Origin of the sequence: Allokutzneria sp. A3M-2-11 16 (assembly GCF_024213555.1) — a bacterium.
Classification (GTDB): domain Bacteria; phylum Actinomycetota; class Actinomycetes; order Mycobacteriales; family Pseudonocardiaceae; genus Allokutzneria.
Map to the genome: position 1 here is coordinate 254,791 of NZ_JANAVO010000004.1, position 18,727 is coordinate 273,517.

Here is an 18,727-nt window from a genome sequence, read left to right on the forward strand (position 1 = left end):
CTCCACCAACGACCAGGGCACCGGCCTCGACGGGCAGCCGCTGCGCGAGGGCGAGCCCTCGCACGTGGCGCTGACCGAGGCCGGCGTGATGAGCGAGGTCCCCCGGGTCGAGGAGATCGCCGCCCAGATGAACGTCGCCGCGGGCGCGCTGGAGGACGTGGTCCTGGCCAACTGGGCCGACGTGCTCAGCCCCGGCGGCGTGACCGTGCGGCTGACCGCGCTCGACGGCGTGGAGAAGGTGTTCCGCCTCGCGCTGACCGTGGAGGACCTGGTCAAGGTCCGGTCCGAGGTGGTCATGGCCGACCAGGCGCGCGGCCGGTACCCGCTCGGCCAGTTCGGCCAGGGCGAGACCACCGGGCGCAGCGGCAGGCTCGGCCTGACCCTGGCCGCCGGTCTCGGCAACGCGATGGAGATGATGAGCGGGCTCCCCGGCCTGAGCACGATCGCCAACCTCACGCTGGGCAAGGTCCTGTCCTGGAGCCAGGGGCAGCAGGTCAGCGCCCGCATGACGCGCGAGAGCTACCGGGCGTTCAAGGGCAGCCAGGGACCGTTCACGGTGTTCGAGGCCGCCACCACGCTCACCGTCGCCGAGATGCTCTCCGACGGCACCGAGACCCAGCTCGACCCGCTCGCGCCGCGGGAGTGGTCCGAGGACCAGCCGGACACGATCCTGCTGTCGGTCGACGAGTCCTACCTGCGGCCGGTCACCGACGTGGTGCGCCGCGAGGTGGACCCGGACCACGTCGACGCCAAGATGCCCAGGACCAAGGCCAGCGCGGTCACCGGCCGCGAGGAGATCATCGACGCCGTCATGGGCCAGCTGCGCGAGGCGCTGGGCACCACCTACGACGAGATGAGCCCCCAGCAGCGGGCGGGGCTGCGCGCCCAGGTCTACGACGGGGTCATGCGCATCCCCGCGGAGTGGCAGAAGACGGTGAACTCCGGCTTCGAGTTCCCGATCTTCATCGACGGCGGGGCACCGTTGTACGCCCAGGTCTCGGCGAAGATGCTGCTGGACACCGCCAGGCTGATCGGCGACGGGCAGAACTCCTACCTGGAGTTCTGGGGCTACACCACGCACTCCTCCGGCGGGACGACCGCGACCGGCCGCGGCGCCGGGGCCCAGGCCAAGGGCTCGTCGAAGGCGATCGGCGCGAAGCTGACCCGGCTCTGGTCGCGCGGCACCAGCAGCAGCCTCTCGTCCTCCTCCACCGGCATGCGGTTGCAGATGGACCGCTACCGCAAGGGGATCGCGAGCCACCTCACCCAGGCCGAGGTGACGATCAAGCTGCTCGGCCGGGACCGCAAGGAAACCCCGGTCGCCACCGCCACGACGACGATGCAGGTGCACACCGAGACCCCGGAGACCACCGCGTTCTACGCGGGCATGCCGGTGGCCGCGTCGCTGGTCGGCGAGGACGGCAAGCTCGTGCGCGGGATGCCGGAGAAGGAGGACGGCGCCGAGGACGTGCCGTTCCCCGAGCACTTCCGCACCGGCGGCCCCGGCCTGTCCGCCATCGACCAGATGACCGTGCGCAACCTCGACGGCACCCCGCGCACCGCGGGCGACGGCGACCTGCTGTCCCCGGTGCACAAGCTGCTGATCGAGCAGCTGAGCACGATGGACTTCGTCCTGCCCGGTGACTCGCTCGGCCCGGACGTGGACGCGAGCAGGCGGGCGCAGCTGACCGAGGTCGCGCGGACGCTGATCGCCGAGAACAAGGCGATGATCACCGACCAGCTCTCCAGCGGCGCGGTCGGCATCGACTACACGCAGCTGGTGCACGACGGGCTCAAGCTCAGGGTCAAGCGGCTCAACCCGCTCAAGGGCCACGCCGAGGAAGAGGTCGAGATCGTCCTGTCGGGCGTCGCCGACTACGACTCCGCCACCCATCTCGGCCTGAGCTCCACCCGCGACGTGTACGAGATGCTCTGGCACGACTCCGGGCTGTCGGTCACCCAGGGCAACACCAAGTCCAAGAGGTGGGGCGGCAACCGCTCCGGCGGCGAAGAGGTGTTCGAGGGCACCGGGGCCGGGGGCGGCGGTGTCGGCAAGGGCGTCAGCAGCAGCGTCACCGTCGGCCTCGGCGACACCGAGGCGCACCTGCTGCACAACGACAGCCGGGTGCACGGCTGGAAGGTGCCGCTGAAGCTGGTCGTGCGGGTCAACGACGGCGACGGGGCGGTGCGGCTGCCGGGCTCGGCCGCGGACGGCTCGGTGACCTTCGACGGCAGCACCGAGATCTACGTGCCCGAGGGCTTCGTCCACACCGGCGAGGCCCCGACGAGGGTCGCCGACGAGACCGACCGCGAGCTGTTCCGGGACAACGACACCGAGGTCGTCTCGGTCGCGTTCAAGGGGCTCTTCGAGAAGGTGGCCGGTGCGGTCGGCCAGCTGGTCGGCCACGACTCGGTGAGCAAGCAGGCGGTGGAGGCCGAGCTCAGCGCGGGCGCCCTGCACGCCGCGCTGAAGGACTACATCCTCAGCGGGAGCACCAACGACCAGCTCTTCGAACTGGGCTCGCTCAAGGGCCTCGCGCCGCACAAGCGCTACTCGCTGAAGATCACCGCCGAGCCGGAGGAGACCGACCTGCTCGGTGTCGTCGTCGGCAACACGGTGACGGCCAAGGGCTTCTTCTACTACACGCAGGTCGCCTCCGGCATCTCCCGGACCGGCACGGTGGGCGTCGACGGCGGGTACACCGAGGGCATCGCGGACGTCGCGGGCGACGTGGGCGCGGGCGTCTCCGGCGGTCGCACGACGAGCGCGGGCCAGTCCGGGGCGCACACCTCCTCGTTCGGCGCGGACACCCTCAGCATCGAGTCCGACCAGCGGCTGCACCTGCGCACCGGGCTGCGCTTCCGCGTCGAGGTCATCGAGGAGACGGTCAGCGACCGGGTCCGCGGTAGGAAGACCCCGCCGGTCTCGAAGTCGGTCAAGGTGGAGCACCGCGGCGAGTTCACCTGGATCAGCCCGGAGTCCGACCAGGTCAACGCCTACGCCGAGGGCAAGCTGAAGCTGCCCGCGGACTACCTCACCGAGTCGTTCCGGCGCTGGCGCGAGGGCGACGCCGACGTCAACCGCAACGTCATCGCCAAGGCGGTCGCCCGGTTCTCCCGGGAGCAGCTGGCCGCGGGCGAGACCGTCGACCACGGGCTGCTGCGCGACGTGCTGGCGAGCTACACCCGGGAAGAGCGGCACGACGCCGCGGAGATCGCCGCGGCCACCGAGGTGCTCGACGTGCTGGAGGCCGTCGCGGAGCACTCACCGGCCGCGGCCGCGGAGGTGCGCGCGCTGCACCTGCCGCAGTACCTGGCCAAGGGCGAGTCGTGGGGCGGCAGCCGGGCGGTGCAGTTCCTCCGCCTGTTCCGGAGCGACCCGGACGGCACCGCGTCACGGCAGGCCCGCGAGAACGAGGTGCTCACGCAGCTGGTCTCGCAGGCGGCGCCCAACGCGTTGCGGTCGGTCCCCGGGCTCGCGCGCGCCCTGAACGGCCTCGCGGCGGGCACGCGCATGTACGGCCCGATGACCTCGGCGCTCAACAGCGAGTACACGCTGGTGCCGAACCTGGTGGTGGCGACGGACAGCAAGTTCCCCTGGCTGGCCGAGCGCGTCAAGGTGACGATGTCGGTGCGGGTCGTCGGCGACGCGGAGATCACCGGCAAGCAGAAGAAGCGCGGCACCGAGAACGAGTTCCGGCGGACCCGGCGCGTCACCCGCTCCCGCGGCGTCAGCACCCGGGCGGGCCTGAACGTCTCCGGCGAGGGCACGATGGGCACCGGGCTGGACGGCATCCCCGACGGCATGTCCGCGAGCACCGAGATCGGCACCAACACCGCGATCGCCCGGTCCAACACCGCGCTGATGGCCTACACCCAGCTCGACTGGCGCGGCGCGCACGACGTGAGCATGCCGATCGAGGTGACGTTCAAGGTCACCAGGACCGGCGTGGTGCGCGGCCTGCTGAACAACATGATGACGTGGGGCCGCAACCACGTCCCCGGGATCGGCCGCCCGAGCTCCAGGGCCGAGGTCCTGCAGGGCGTGCTCGGGCTGCACGTCGCAGACGGCCAGCTGATGAGCGAGCGCCCCGGGCCCCCCGGGCACATCGACTACCGGCCGATCCGGCGGCTGCCGGGCAAGCGGATCGGCCTCGACCTCGTCGAGCACGCGCCGATCAAGAACGCCGTCCAGGACTTCCTGCACCAGCTCTACGGCGAGCGCGCCGACGAGCTGGAGGACGCCGTCGACAAGATGACCTCGGTGGAGTCCCTGGCCGCCGGGCTCACCCGGTTGGTCGGCCAGCCCGGCGGCGACGACCTCGGGCCGACGCTGCCCCTGCGGATCCCGCGCGGGCAGGCGGGCTACGACGTCACGAAGATCCAGGTCAAGGCCAAGCTGGACGTGTCGGGCGTGCACGTGGTCGGCACCCAGCCGGACAACGGCGGCCTCGGCACCGTGATGCGCGAGAACGACACCCTCGACATCGAGATCGGCAGGCAGCGGTCCACCCCGGTCGGGCTCTCCGGGGACGAGGCGCTCGGCGAGCTGGTCGACGGGGTCGACGGCACCGGCTCGCTGTCGGCGGGGGCGGGCAGCCAGGTCAGCATCTCCGCGACCACCGGCGAGCGGGTGGACCAGAAGACCGAGGAGTTCGGCTCGCTGGTGCACGTGCGGGCGCAGTACCACGCCCACCTCGCGGTGCACGAGTACGTCAACAGGGCCGACAACACCGACATCCCCGGCCGAGTGCGCAACCGGGCGAACGCCGCGACCGGCGCGCTCAACTTCAAGGTCTACGAACGCGACCTGCCCGCGCTGATGGCGCAGCTGGAGTCGGCGGAGCCGTGGAACCGGCTGGTGGCGCTGGGCCTTCAGGACCACGACGCCGACACCGTCCGGCAGGCGCTCGAACAGCGCGAGACCGAGGCGCCGGAGTTCGACCTGGCCGCGCTGCTCGCCGACGCCGAGACGGCGGGCAGGCTGGACAGCGACTACCCGCACACCGGGGTCACCAGGGGCATCCTGGAGGGCCTGCCCAAGGGCGTCCGGCGGTTCCTCGCGGGCCAGAACACCGACGCCAGCGGCAGGCTGCTGGTGAAGCTCACCAGCGACCCGATGCTGGACACCGCGGCCGAGCAGACCGAGATCTCCGGGCGGGTCGGCGACGCGATGGTGGACGCGCGGGCGCGGCTGGCCGGGCTCGACCTCGACACCGTCGACCCGGCCATGGTGCGCGAGGCGCAGCAGGCCGCCCAGGACGCGGTCGACATCGCCGAGCAGATCCGGGCGACCAGTGAACCGCTGGCCGCCGCCCGCGCCGAACTGCGGGCGGCGGACGAGGAGTGGCGGGCCGTCCTCGCGCGGGTCTACGGCGAGCACGGCGCGAACGCGACGCCGCGGAGCCTGCTGAACCGGCTCGGCCGGAACCAGCAGCCCACCGCCGCCCAGCGGGAGCAGGCGCTGGCGGACGCGCTCCGGCAGGCCATGGCGAACGAGGGGGCGCGGCTGAAGGAGGCCAAGCTCGCGTTCGACAACGCGGTCGGCGCCTGGGAGACCGCCGTCGGCCGCGGCGGGGAGATGCACGACGCGCTCAGCGTGGTCTCGCACCACCTCCAGCGGCTCACCAGGACCCTGGACGTCGGGCTGGCCCAGCTGCTGGCGACCACGCCGCGGCATTCGGGCGACCCGGTCCAGCTCGCGCGCGGCGTCGCCAACCAGCTGCGCGCCGAGATCCTGTTGCTGCGCACGGAGAACGACGGCACCGTCACCCGCTTCCACGTCTCGCCGGACGGCGCGGCGCGACGCGACGACGCGGTCGCCGAGCTGGACGACCTGATCACCCGGCAGCAGACGCCGACCGAGATCGACTCCGAGGGCGCGCTCGTCCGGGAGTTCGACGTGATCAGCGAGGCGCTGCGGCTGCGCGTCAACCTGTCGGAGCTGCTGGAGCGCTCCGCCGCGATCGGCAAACCGTTCGAGCTCGACGTCGCCACGGCGCGGGACCCGGCCGTCGCCGCCGCCGCGTTCGCCGGCGTCGACGTGGACAAGCTGCTGGCGACGGCCGCCGAGCACCACCCGGACCGGTCGCGGGCCGACGTCCTGCTCAACGGCCTTGAGGCGACGCCCGGCAAGCACGGGAAGATCATCGGCACCAGGGAGGCGCTGCAGAGCTGGGACGCCGTCCGGCCGGACTTCCACCAGGCGTTCGCCGACACCGGACTCCCCAGCGCGGCGGTCGGCTGGGCGCTCGCGGAGGGGGTCGACCTCCTCGGCGTCTACTGGCAGGCGACGGCGGACGGCACGTCCCCGGTCGACGCGATCCGCTCGGCCGTCGCCTCGCTGGGCATGGTGGTGCCCGCCTTCACGCTGGCCGAGGTGGCCCCGCTGTTCGGGTTCGCGACCACGCCCGAGGATCTGGCGCGGCTGCGGCACATGCTCAACCAGGCCGGGCTGACCGGCACGGTCGGTGTCTACGAGGCGGAGCTGCTGCGCGGCCTGGCGATCGAGCTGGCGATGAACCACGGCCTGTTCGACGCGGCCGAGCGCAGGCTGGCGCTCGAAGTGGACCCGCAGTGGCTGGCGAGCGCGGTGCAGACCCGGCCCGCGCTGTTCGACCAGCCCCCGCCGCCCAGCCTGGCCGCCGAGCGGGAGGCCCGCGCCGCGACCGTCGAGCAGATCGTCCGCAGCTACTACCACGGCCTGCGGATGGACCGCGCCTACCGCGGCCCGAATCCGCTGGACGCCGCGGGCCGGGCGGCCATCGACGAGGCGCTGGCCCGCTGGGGCGTTCCCGCGGCGGCCTGGGTGGCGACCCGGCTGCCGGGCGCCCGGTTCACCGGCAACCTGGCCACCGAGGACCTGGCCAAGCAGACCGGGGACAAGAACGTCCCCACCCAGGCCCAGCTGGAGTTCCTCGCGCTCAACGACGCGCTGACCGAGTGGGTGCCCAACGGGGCGCCCAACCTGTTCGAGGCGATCGTCCGGCAGCTGCCGCCGGGCGCCTTCCCCGCCACCACGATCACCAACGCGATGGACCTGGCCGAGGACATGCGCGCCGCGCTGGAGCACGAACTGCGCCTGCCCCACCACGAGCGGCACCTGTTGCACTTCGCCGACCTGACCAGTGAGACCCAGCGCGCGGGCGCGCTGGCCACCTGGGCGGTCAAGGGCCAGCTCACCGGCGCGCTGCTGGAAGCGATGCCGATGATGATCGCCGCGCGCCACGGCCTGGACATCGTGGTGATAGACGACGAGGGCGTTGTCCGGAACGAAGGCGGCGTCGGCGGCGCCGAGGCCGTCCTGCTGCACAACGACGGCCACTTCATGCCGGTGCTGTTCACCGACCCGGACACCCGCCCCGCGCTCGGCCCCGACGGTGACGACCCGTCCCCGGGCCAGGAACCCTTTGGTGGCACTCCCGTGGTCTCCGGTGTCCCGGTGCCGGTGGTGGGCGCGCGGGCGTGGGCCGGTGGCACGACCACCCAGCTGCGGCCGGAGGCGATGCGCGCGGTCACGGCGCAGGTGCCCGGCGCGGTGCTGGACGACGACGACCCCGGCATGGTCATGGCGCACCTCGCCGGTGGCGCGGTGGTCCCGGTCCTGGTGCTCGTCGACCCCGCCGTCCGGGCACCGCAGCTGGTGCTCGCCGAGGACAGCGGGTCGGTGGAACTGGTGGTGCCACCGCTGCCGGGCAACGACACCGGACAGCGGCTGATGCTGACCCAGGCGCTGGAGTCGGCGATCCTGCAGCTCCCCGACTTCGTTCCCACCTCGTGGCTGCTCACCTTCGGCGGCAACGGAAACGGCGACGGCGCCCCGCGGCCCTCGGGCCAGGTGACCAACGAACGGCTCCGGGCCGCGCAGGTCCAGCAGTCCGAACAGCGGGCCGCGGGCGAGGACGACGCCCGGCGGGAGGCCGAGGCCGAGGAGGAGGCCCAGCGGCAGGCCGAGCAGCAGGCCCGCGAGGAGGCCGAACGCGAGGCAGCCGAGGCGGAGGCCGCGGCTCAGGCCGCCGCAGCAGCGGCCGCCTCGGGCACGCTGCTGCCCGCCGTCGTGCCGAAGGCGGCGAGCACGCCCGCCGCGGTCCACCAGATGTCGCAGGACTTCACCGCCGATGGCGAGGCGCTGGGCGGGCTGCGGCTGCTGGTCGAGGCCATCGCCGAGGCGCGCGAGACCTCAGCGCTGGGCACGGACGACGCGACCACGGCCGAGACCGTCATGGCCGAGGAGCGGATCGCCACCCAGCTGCACGAGGACGCGGGCGCACTGGCCTTCCAGCTGCACGGGCTGGCCCAGACCCACGCCGCACCCACCGAGCAGGGCCTGGCCACCGCGCAGGTCCGGCTCTCCGACCGCTACCGGCGGCTGGCCGACACGCTGACCCGGGTCAGCGCCATCGCGGAAGCGCGCCAGGAGCTGCTGGCCCAGGCCCACGACTCGGACCTGGAATCCCTGTCCTGGTCCTACCAGGCCGTCGCGGCCACCATCGCCGAGCAGCGGGGCCAGACGCCGCAGCTGTTCGGCCAGCCGATCACGGCCGCCCGTCTCGACCAGCTCGCCACCGCGGCGACCGCGCGGGCGGACGAGGCGCGCGCGGAGGCCGACCAGCACCTCGCCGAGCTCAACCGGGCGCTGGCGGTGCTGGAGCGCGAGACGGAGCTGCTGGAGGACCTGCACTCCACGCTCCCGGTACTGATCAACACCGGCGACGTCGCGCTCGGCCTGGCCGAGGACTCGGGCAAGCCGGTCCTGATCGCCAACCCCAAGCCCGGCCGCTGGCCCGGGATGGGCAAGATCGCCGAGAGCGACCTGGAAGCCGTCGCGCACCTGCTCGCGCTGGTCGAGCAGCACCAGGACCTCGTCGCGCAGCTGCGGGCGCTCGGCTTCGACGGGCGCCGGGCGGCCGACTTCGCCGCGCTGATCGGCGACACGTCCCAGCCGGAGACCGCGCGCCGGGTGGCCGCCGAACTGCGCGAGGTCGACCTGCGCCTGCGCACGGTGATCAACGGCGACGGTCGGCAGCACGGGCTCGGGCTCGGCGAGGCGGTGGACGGCTCCGACACCCGGCACCGCTGGCTGGACCGGATCGCCATGGGCCACCCGCGCTTCCGCGGCGAGATCTCCACGCTGCGCGGCCTGCGGCTGGTCGCCGAGATGTCCAGGGCCGAGGAGCACCCGGTACCGGCGATGGCTCGCTCGATGCTGCTGGTGAAGAACCGCAACTACGGCGACTCCTCGGTTCGGGGCAGGCTCAACGACGCGCTGCACCGGATCGTCATCCGGCAGACCACCGAGCTGTCCATCGACGACGTCAGCTTCGACCTCGGCGAGCACTCGCTGCCGGGTCAGCAGGAGGCGGCCAACCCGGCCGTCACGAACGTGTTCAACGTGTCGTGGAGGTCCGGCCCGCTCAAGCTGTTCCGCCCCGGCTTCACCGTGCAGCTGCGGATCATCGACGTCGACTCCGGGGACGCGGTGCGCCGCTCGGACGTCGCCAAGGACGGCTGGGTGGAGCGCGGCCAGCTGGTGCTGGACGTGCGGGCCGACGCGACCACGGAGGAGATCGACGCCGCGCTCGGCGAGATCATCCTCGCCGAGGCGGCCAACTACGTGCCCCAGGTCGCACCGATCAAGGTCGACATCAACTCCACCCTGCTGTACCAGGCGGGCAACCTGCTCGGCACGGGCGTCGGCACCGCGATCACGCTGCTGCTGGGGATGCCGCTGAGCGTGCCGTACCTGGTCGCCATCGGGGTGGTGAGCCTGTGGTCGTCCCTGTTCGGGATCGCGGCCTGGTACACCTACGGCGGCAAGAGCACCGAGGCGGGCAACGCCGCTCGCAGGCTGCGTTCGACCTGGCGCGGTGGCGTCGGCCCGACCAACAAGCAGGTCAGCGACACGACCTTCACCACGCGCAGCGCGCTGGTGTCCGCGGCCGAGGTGTTCGGCGTGACGCTGCCGGACGTCCTCCCCTACGAGGAGACCCACGAGCTCAGCGACGAGGAACGCGCGCGGTTCAACGCCTGGGTGCGGGACGCGGGCGAGGCCGTCGTCACGAAGCTGGCCAACAAGACCTTCCTCGACGAGTACCCGCAGAGCAAGGACATCACCGACCTCTTCAAGGGGATGAAGAACGTCCAGTGGGCGCCGGACGAGCACATCGCCGCGACCGACGCCTCCGCGAACCAGGACCCGAGGGACCTGGGCACGCTGACCGCCAAGCTGCCCACCGGCGAGACGGTGAAGATCTCCCTGGTCGAGGGCGATATGGCGCACACCGACCAGTTCATCAAGGGCGCCAACGTCGACAAGTCCGAGCTGCGGTACTGGATCAAGGTCTCGCCCAACCTGGTCCGGCGGGGTCCCGAGGCGGTCGAGGCGGCGATCGCGGCGAAGTACGCCACCCTCGTCGGTGCCGCGTCCCGGGTGATGTTCCAGCCGCCGATGTCGAGCTACCTCAAAGAGAAGTTCCTCATGGCGGTGCCCGACATCGCCATGACGTGGACCTTCGCCGCGCTCGCCAAGACCATGCACCTGCTGCCGCCGATGATCGCCAGCAGCCTCGGCATCCGGCTCGGCTCCGCGCTCCAGGCCTACCTCAACGTCAAGCACCGCAAGGCCGCCGCCGGGCTCTACGCCGACGCCAGCCGGGAACGCCAGGCCGGGCAGGAGATCTCCAGCGTCGACGAGCTGACCAGGCACGCGGGCAACGCGATCGGGCTGGTCGGCGCGTCGGTGCAGATGCTGGACGGGCTGCGCGCGGAGGTCGAGACGCTGCTGCCCGCCAGGCCAGGCGGTCAGCGGCTCGTGTCGGAGGAGCCGCTCGGCGAACTGGTGTCCATCGCCAGGCGCATGGTGACCGCGGAGGCCGGCGCCAACGCCGCCTCGGGAGACGAGCACGTCGAGAGCGTGCGCCTGGAACTGGACCAGGACAACGGCTTCCAGCCGATCCTCGTCGTCACCTCCGACCTGCCGGGCTCCCCCGAGCGGACCCCGCTCACCGAGGCGCAGCTCCGCACCGCCGAGCCGCACCTGCCGCCCGCGACCGGACCGGACGTCGCCAACACCGCGATGCTGATGGCCGCGGCCAAGCACATCAAGGCCGAGGCGGAGAAGCTCGACCGGGTCGAGAGCGTCCGGATCGAGCTCAACCCGATCGACGAGTTCCGGCCGATCGTCGTCATCACCAGCAAACCGGAGATTCGCAACCCGAAGATGCCCGCGGAGATCCGGATCGGGCTCTCCGAGTCCGCGGACCTGCCGAGCGACTTCAGCCCGTTCACCACGCACACGGACGTGAAGACCGCGGACGGCAAGGACGTCCGCGAGTTCGCGATGCTGCTGCCGACGCAGTGGACCGAGGCCGGGACGCAGCTCACGCTCGCCGAGGCCCAGGCGTGGCTGACCCAGCACCTGGACGAGATCGCGGTCACCGAGCGGCTGGTGCACCCCAGGGAGAAGCGCCAGCTCGCCTGGAACGCCGGTATCCGGTCCATGGGCCGCGGCGTGCTGAACGCGATCATCAGCACCGTGCAGGGCCAGGCCGACGCGGACACCGCGCGGCAGGACGCGCTCGCGGAGGGCAAGACCGAGGCGCAGGCGGATGCCGCAGCGGCGGCGGTGCTCCAGGGCAGCATGGCCGGGACGGCCCAGTCGGTCGCGGACGCGGTCGCGTCCATCGGTGAGGGCATGACCAGCGTCATCACCGCGCGCCGCAACATGGAGGTCAACGCCAAGACCGTCCGCACCGGGCTGAAGGCGCAGGCGGTGACGCCGCGCGCGATGGACGACACGGTGCGGCACGGCTCCCAGCGGCTGCGCCAGACCAGCCAGGCCGTGACCGAACTGCTCGGCACCGTCACCGATCCCGACCTGACCGCGCGGCTCCAGCCGCTCCTCGAACGCGCGCAGTCCTACAACGCCGACCCCGAGCAGATCATCGACGACTTCGACGCGTTGATCGACTCCGGGGCGCTCGCCGACATCCCGTACCTGGGCAACGTCCGGCGCATCGGCCGCGGCCAGTACCAGCTGTGGGTCGACATGGCCGAGAACCCCGGCCCGAAGAACATCAAGGCCAAGCTCCAGGGCAAGCACCCGCGCTTCATGAACCTCCGGCTGCTGCCGCCGATCCCCGGTGAGCCCAACAGCCTGCTGGTGCCCAACGGCTTCGACACCCACGCACTGGCCATGGGGCACGACGCGCGCGCCCTGCTGCCGCTGATCGAGAGCTGGGTGGCGGTCTACCACCACGGCGCGACGGGCGTGCCGAGCCAGGGCGCGTTCCTGCTCCAGGACGCGGGCACGGGCAACCTGCCCAGCCTGTTCGGCCGGGTCTCCAGCCAGGCCGCGGGCAAGGGCGTCGACCCGGTGGACATCGGCGTCCAGGCGGGCAGCGCGCTCGTCTCCACGGCGCTGAACGTGACCGCGTCGGGGTGGCACACGCGCGGGATGTTCCAGCGCAACGAGCTCAACGGCTACATCCTGTCCCGCGACTCCAAGGTCATGTCGCCGGACCGGATCCTGTACTCGCTCGGCTACGCGGAGGGCTTCGGCAAGGCCAACGCCGAGCTCGTCGACATCGTCCTGGAACACGCGCAGCAGACCGGGCGGTTCACGCCGACGACGGTGGAGATCCTGCGCAGGCAGCTGGGGTCCGAGGACCTCTCGCTGGAGCAGCTGCTCAACCGGTACGGGCTCGACGCGAGCACCCTGCCCGCGAACTGGACCTTCGAGGACCTCGACCTGGCGGTCCGGCAGGTCTACCCGAACCAGGCCCCCGCGGAGGCGCTGCCGCTCCCGGCGGCCGAGCCGGGACTCGACCGCCCGGACCTGCCACCGTCGGTGGTGGCCGCCGAGTGGGCCGCCGAGCTGGTGGGACTGGACCACTCACCGGTGGAGATCCGGGTCGTCACGGACCCGAAGACGCTGGCGCAGATGGAGCGGGAGCGGCAGCACGGCTTCGTGCCGACCGAGGCGGGTGGCACGGTGATCTACCTGGCGCCGTCGGCCTTCGCCACCCTCGACACCCTGGTGGAGACCGTCGCGCACGAGCTGCGGCACGCCGACCGGCTGCGCGCGGGGTACACGCCGGGCAACACGCCGGTGGAGGTGCTGGAGACCGACGCCCACGAGCACGGTCGCGCGGCGGTCGCCCGGCTGCACAACCTGGAGGGCGGTGTCCCGCCGAGGTTCCCCGCGCAGAGCGACTACGCCCACCTGCCCCTGGCGACGGCGCCCGTCCCGCGGCTGTACCACACCGCGCACGACGACCACGGCTCCGGCGATCCGGTCCAGCTGCTGCTGGACGGGCTCGCGGCGGGCGTCCAGTCGGCGGAGGACATCGTCACCGACTCCCTGATGGCCGACGAGGACCTCGCGGGCATCGACCTGGACAGCTTCGGCGACGACCTCAACTTCTCGCTCAACGCCAGCAAGAAGTTCCTGCTGGGCAACGACGTCAGCACCATCCACAAGCCGAGGTCGCCGTTCCTCGACGAGGGCGACGCCGACCAGCAGGGCGTCAACGAGGTCTCGGCGTACGCGGTGGACCGGCGGTTCAAGCTCGGCCTGGTGCCCGCGACCACGTACTGGGAGGGCGACGAGGAGCACGGGCCCGGCGTGATCCGCCAGTGGCTGGACAACGCGACGCCCGGTGACCCGGACACCTCCGCCTACAGCAGGCGGCACCAGGACGCGATGGCCTTCCTGGACTGGCTGGTCGGCAACGACGACCAGCACCCGAACAACTACCTGACCACGATCGACGAGGAGACCGGCGAGAAGCGGCCGCACCCGGTCGACTTCGGCGTCTCCTTCCCCGGGACCTCCGACCGGGCCTTCACCGAGGAGAACATCCGCACCAGGCCGAAGCGCTCACCCTTCGCGAGCAAGGTGGTGCTGGAGGAGCTGGCGGACCCGACGCGGAGGCTGCACCCCGGACTGCTGGCCGACATCCGCGCCGTCACGCCCGCGCAGCTGCGCGCGGACCTGGTCGCGGCCGGGCTGGAGGACGACCGGATCGAGGCCGTGCTGACCGCGCTGGAGACCGTCCAGCGGACCGGCAGGCTGACCGGCGAGCCGGACACCGAGCCGGACACCGACCTCCCGATCGCCCCGGCTGCGGTCGTCCCGGCCCAGGGCCCGAGCGACGACGCGGCGCTGCGACCGCTGCGCGAGGGCCTGGCGGCCGGTATCCGGGCGGCGGAGGACGTCGTCACCGACTCCCTGATGGCCGACGACGACCTCGCCGACATCGACCTGGCCAGCTTCGGCGACGACCTCAACTTCTCGTTGAACGCCGCCAAGAAGTTCTTGCTGGCCAACGACATCAGCACCATCCACAAGCCGAGGTCGCCGTTCCTCGACGAGGGCGACCCCGACCTCCAGGGCGTCAACGAGGTCGGTGCCTACCGGTTGGACCGGCGGCTCGGGCTCGGCCTGGTCCCGCCCACCCTCTACTGGGCGGGCGACGGCGAGCACGCCCCGGGCGTGATCCGGTTGTGGCTGGACGACGCGGCCCCCGGCGAGCCGGACATGTCCGTCTACAGTGGACGCGACCTGGACGCCATGGCGCTGCTGGACTGGCTGACGGCCAACGACGACCAGCACCCGAACAACTACCTGACCACGGTCGACGAGACCGGCCAGAAGCGGCCCCGGCCGATCGACTTCGGCGCGTCGTTCCCGAGCACCTCCGACCGGGTGCACTCGGTGGAGAACATCCTCACCCGGCCGAGGCGCTCGCCCTTCGCCAACCGGCTCGCCCAGGAGGAGGCCGCCGACCCGACGCGCCTGCTGCACCCCGAGCTGCTGGCGGCGATCCGCGCTGTCGACCTGGAAGACGTCCGGGCCGACCTGCTCGACACCGGCATGGACGCCGACAACGTCGAAGCCGTGGTCACCGCGCTGGAGACCGTCCAGCGGACCGGCAGGCTGACCGGTGAGCCGGAGACCGCCCGCCCCGACGGTGACGGTCCTCCCGACGGCGTCACCCCCGGCGATCCGGACATCACGCCGGACGTCGCAGAGGAGACCGAGGAGACCGGCGAGACCGAGGCGGCCGAGACCGAGACCGAGCCGGACACGGAGATCCCGGTCGCCCCGGCGGCCGCGGCGCAAGCCCTCACCGGTGACGCGGCCGTGTTCAAGGGCACGCGGGACCTGCTCGACACCGCGTTCGGGCTGCGCGCGTCCTGGGAGTCCTACCTGGCCCCGGACGCCGTCGCGCAGGAGGGCGACACCGCGACGGGCAGCGAACCCCTTGGGGCGTCCCAGGAACTGCTCACCGACGCGGTCGCGCTCGCCGCCGAGATGCGTCGCCTCGCGGAGCTCTACGCCGGCCCCACCGACCCCGGACTCGCCGCCATCCAGGGGACGCTCGCTGACCACTACACGCGCGTCGCCGACGCGCTCGACGTGGTCATCGACATCGCACAGCGCCGGAAACCCCACCTCGACGCCGCAGACCTGGCGCTCGGCAAGTTCGCCGGCTGGACCAGGCAGGCCGCGCAGGCCGAAGACGGCGAAGCGACCCTGTTCGGCCAGCCGATCACCGCCGACGAGCTGAAGAGGTTCGCCGAGCTGGAGCGGGCCCGGGCCGACCAGGCGCTGGAGCGGGCCGACGAGTCCCTCGCCGAGCTGGACGCCGCGCTGGCCGTGGTCGAGGAGGTGGCGGAACCGCTGGCGGACGTGCACGCCGGGAACCCGGTCCTGGTCGATCCCAGCGACACCGCGCTCGGCGCCGCCTCGATCACCGGCACGCAGATCTTCTTCGCCACGCCGAACCCGGGCCGGTGGCCGGGAATGGCCGCCGTCGCCGCGAGCGACCTGGACTCGGTCCAGCGGCTGCTCACGCTGCTCGACCAGCACGAGGCGCTGGCGACCGCGCTCACCGACGACCAGCCCCGGCCCGCGGACGTCCAGCGGATGACGGCGGAGCTGGAGCAGGTCAAGCACCAGCTGCGCCTGATGATCAGCGGCGACGGCACCGGCCACGGCCTCGGCCTCAACGAGGCGTTCGAGGGCAGCAAGACCCGGCTGCGCTGGCTGGAGAAGGTCGTCACCGGGCACCCGCGCTTCGCCGGGGCGAACACCACGGGGCTCCCGCTGGTCCGCGAGCTCACCGCGCTCGACGAGCACCCGGCACCCGAGCTGGCCCACGCCTGGCACCTGCTGAAGACCAGGAACTACGGCGACCCTTCGGTGAAGGGCCGGTTCAACGACAAGCTCTACAAGATCTTCGGCAGGCAGACCACCGAGCCCCCCATCACCGCGGTGAGCCACGAGTACGCCGGCTACCAGGGGCGCGGCACCGCCGGGACGCAGCGCCCCGGTTTCGCGGGCATCGTCACCATGGCGTGGTTCTCCGGCGGGGAGAGATCGCTGGGCCTGCGGCTGTTCCGGCCCGGGTTCACCGTGCAGACCCGGCTCTACGACGACCCCGACCCGAACGCGCCCGCGGTGCGCCGCGCCAAGGAAACCCGCGTCGGCCGGGCGGCGGAGCTGCCCGACGGCTGGGTCGAGGGCACCCAGCTGGTCCTGGAGGTCCGGCGCGGCGCCACGATGGAGGAGATCGACGCGGCCCTGCGCGAGATCATCCTCGCCTCCGCCGCCGACTACGTCCCCCAGGTCCCGTACCCGAGCTTCGCCGTGCGGCTGGCCCTGCTGACCGAGGGCGGTGCCGCCTTCGGCGCGGCGCTCGGCACCGCGATCTCGGTGCTGGTGGGGCTGGGCATGAGCGGCTCGTACCTCGCGGGCCGGCTGGCGCAGAGCCTGTGGGCCTCCGCCCTGCACCCCGGCATGTTCTTCGGTTCCTGGGGCAGGGAGACCGAGGCGGGCAACTCCGCCAGCAGGCTGGCGGCCGCCTGGCGCGGCGGCATCGGCCCGACCAAGACCCAGTTCGCCGAGGAGGCGCGCGCACTCAGGGACCGGCTCGGCGCCAAGCGCGGCACGGCCTCCGCCGCCCTTCCTGACGCCCCCGCCCCCCAGCCGAAGGTGGAGCTCACCCCCGCCCAGCGCGAGGCCTTCGCCGGGCGGGTGCGGGAGATCGGCGCCCGCCTCGCCGCCGAAGTGCAGGACGGCACCTTCGTCGCCAGGCGCGCGAGCACCACCGATCCCGCCGAGCTGGCGGCGGCGATCACGGCCAGGATCGCCGAGCAGGGCGAGACGAGCGTCGACATCGGCGAGCTGATCGCGGCCGAGAACAGCACCAAGCTCACGATCAGCGAAGACGTCGCCGGGCTGATCGAGGCGATGGCGGGCACCGCGGGCTGGAGCGCCGACCGGCGCGCGGCGCAGGACGCTCGCGCGGACAACGAGCCACACGACTTCGGCACCCTCCGCGTCGCCAGGGAGGGCGCGGAGACGCTGCAGATCTCCTTCGTGGAGTCCGAGACGGAGCACTCCGACCAGTTCCTCAGGGGCGCCACCGTCTCCGACTCGGAGCTGCGCTACTGGATCACCCTCTCGCCCAACCTGGTCGACGCCTCGGACGCGGAGCTCGAAGCCGCGATCGCGGCGAAGTTCGCCAGTGTCGCGGCCGCCGCGTCGGCAGTGCTGTTCCAGCCGGAGCTGAGCGTGATCGCCAAGGAGGAGCTGATCCTGTTCCCCGGGGACGCGGCGTTCACCGCCGGGTTCGCGGCGCTGGCCCAGCAGCTCACCCAGAGCGAGGACAGCATGGAGATGATGCTGGCCGCCGTCGTGGCCAGCCTCGGCTCCCGGATGGGCAGGGCGTTCTCGGCCTACTTCAACGCCAGGTACCGCCAGACCGCGGACGCGATCTACACCGACGCGATCCGCTACCGCCAGCACGGGGAGAAGATCGCCAGCCTGGACGACCGGACCCGGATGGCCGACACCTCCATCGGGCTGATGGCCGCCGCGATCGAGCGGATCGACGGGCTGCACGCCGACATCCAGCGGCTGCGGCCGGACTCGGCACAGCCCGAGCTGGTCTCCGCCGACACGGACACGATGCTCCAGGACGCGACGACGCGCCTGGGGGCTCTCGCCGAGAACCTGGACCGGGTCAAGAAGGTCGAGGTCCGGGCAGGCGCCGGTCGGCCGTCCGTGCGCATCGAGTTCGAGTCCGCGCACCGGCACCCGAAGCTGCCCGACTTCATCGTGATCTTCGTGTCGGCCTCCGACGGCCTGCTGGTCCCGTACATCCCCAACACCACGGGCAGCGACCTGACCACCGGCCGCGGCGGGGAGGGCCGCTGGTACGAGATGCTGCTGCCCGACCCGGCCGGGGACGGCACGAGGCTGGAGGCCGAGGCGCTGGAGCGCTGGCTGGCCGAGCACCTCGGCGACATCGTGGCCGTCGCCCCCCACGTGCACCCGTGGGGCAAGCGCCAGCTCGCGATGAACTCCGGGCTCCGCTCGCTGGGCAGCGGCGGCCTCAGCGCGCTCACCAGCGCGGCGCAGGGCGACGTGGTGGCGACCGGTCAGGCCGTCGCCGAGGTGGGACAGGCCGTTGGCCAGGGCATCGCCTCGATCATGACCAGCCAGCGGATGCTGGAGCAGGCGGGCACGAACACCCGCCGCGGTCTGCGGCGGGAGTCGACGACCCCGCGGTCGATGGACGACCTGGCCAAGCACGGCCTCGACAGGCTGGGCAAGGCCGCAACGGCCCTGCGCGAGGCGATCGAGGAACGCGCGGACGACCCGGACGTCGCCGCACGGCGGCGACAGCTGCTGGAGCAGCTGGCCGAGGCCGAGCTG

1 protein-coding gene (cut by both window edges) is annotated in these 18,727 nt (G+C 72.5%); it reads left to right on the forward strand.

This entire window lies inside a single protein-coding gene on the forward strand: locus tag NLX83_RS25320, encoding a phosphotransferase. The 71,064-nt coding sequence extends 23,864 nt beyond the window's left edge and 28,473 nt beyond its right edge, so the window shows coding positions 23,865-42,591 — codons 7,955 (partial) to 14,197 (complete); the first complete codon in view begins at position 2. The start codon and the stop codon both lie outside this window.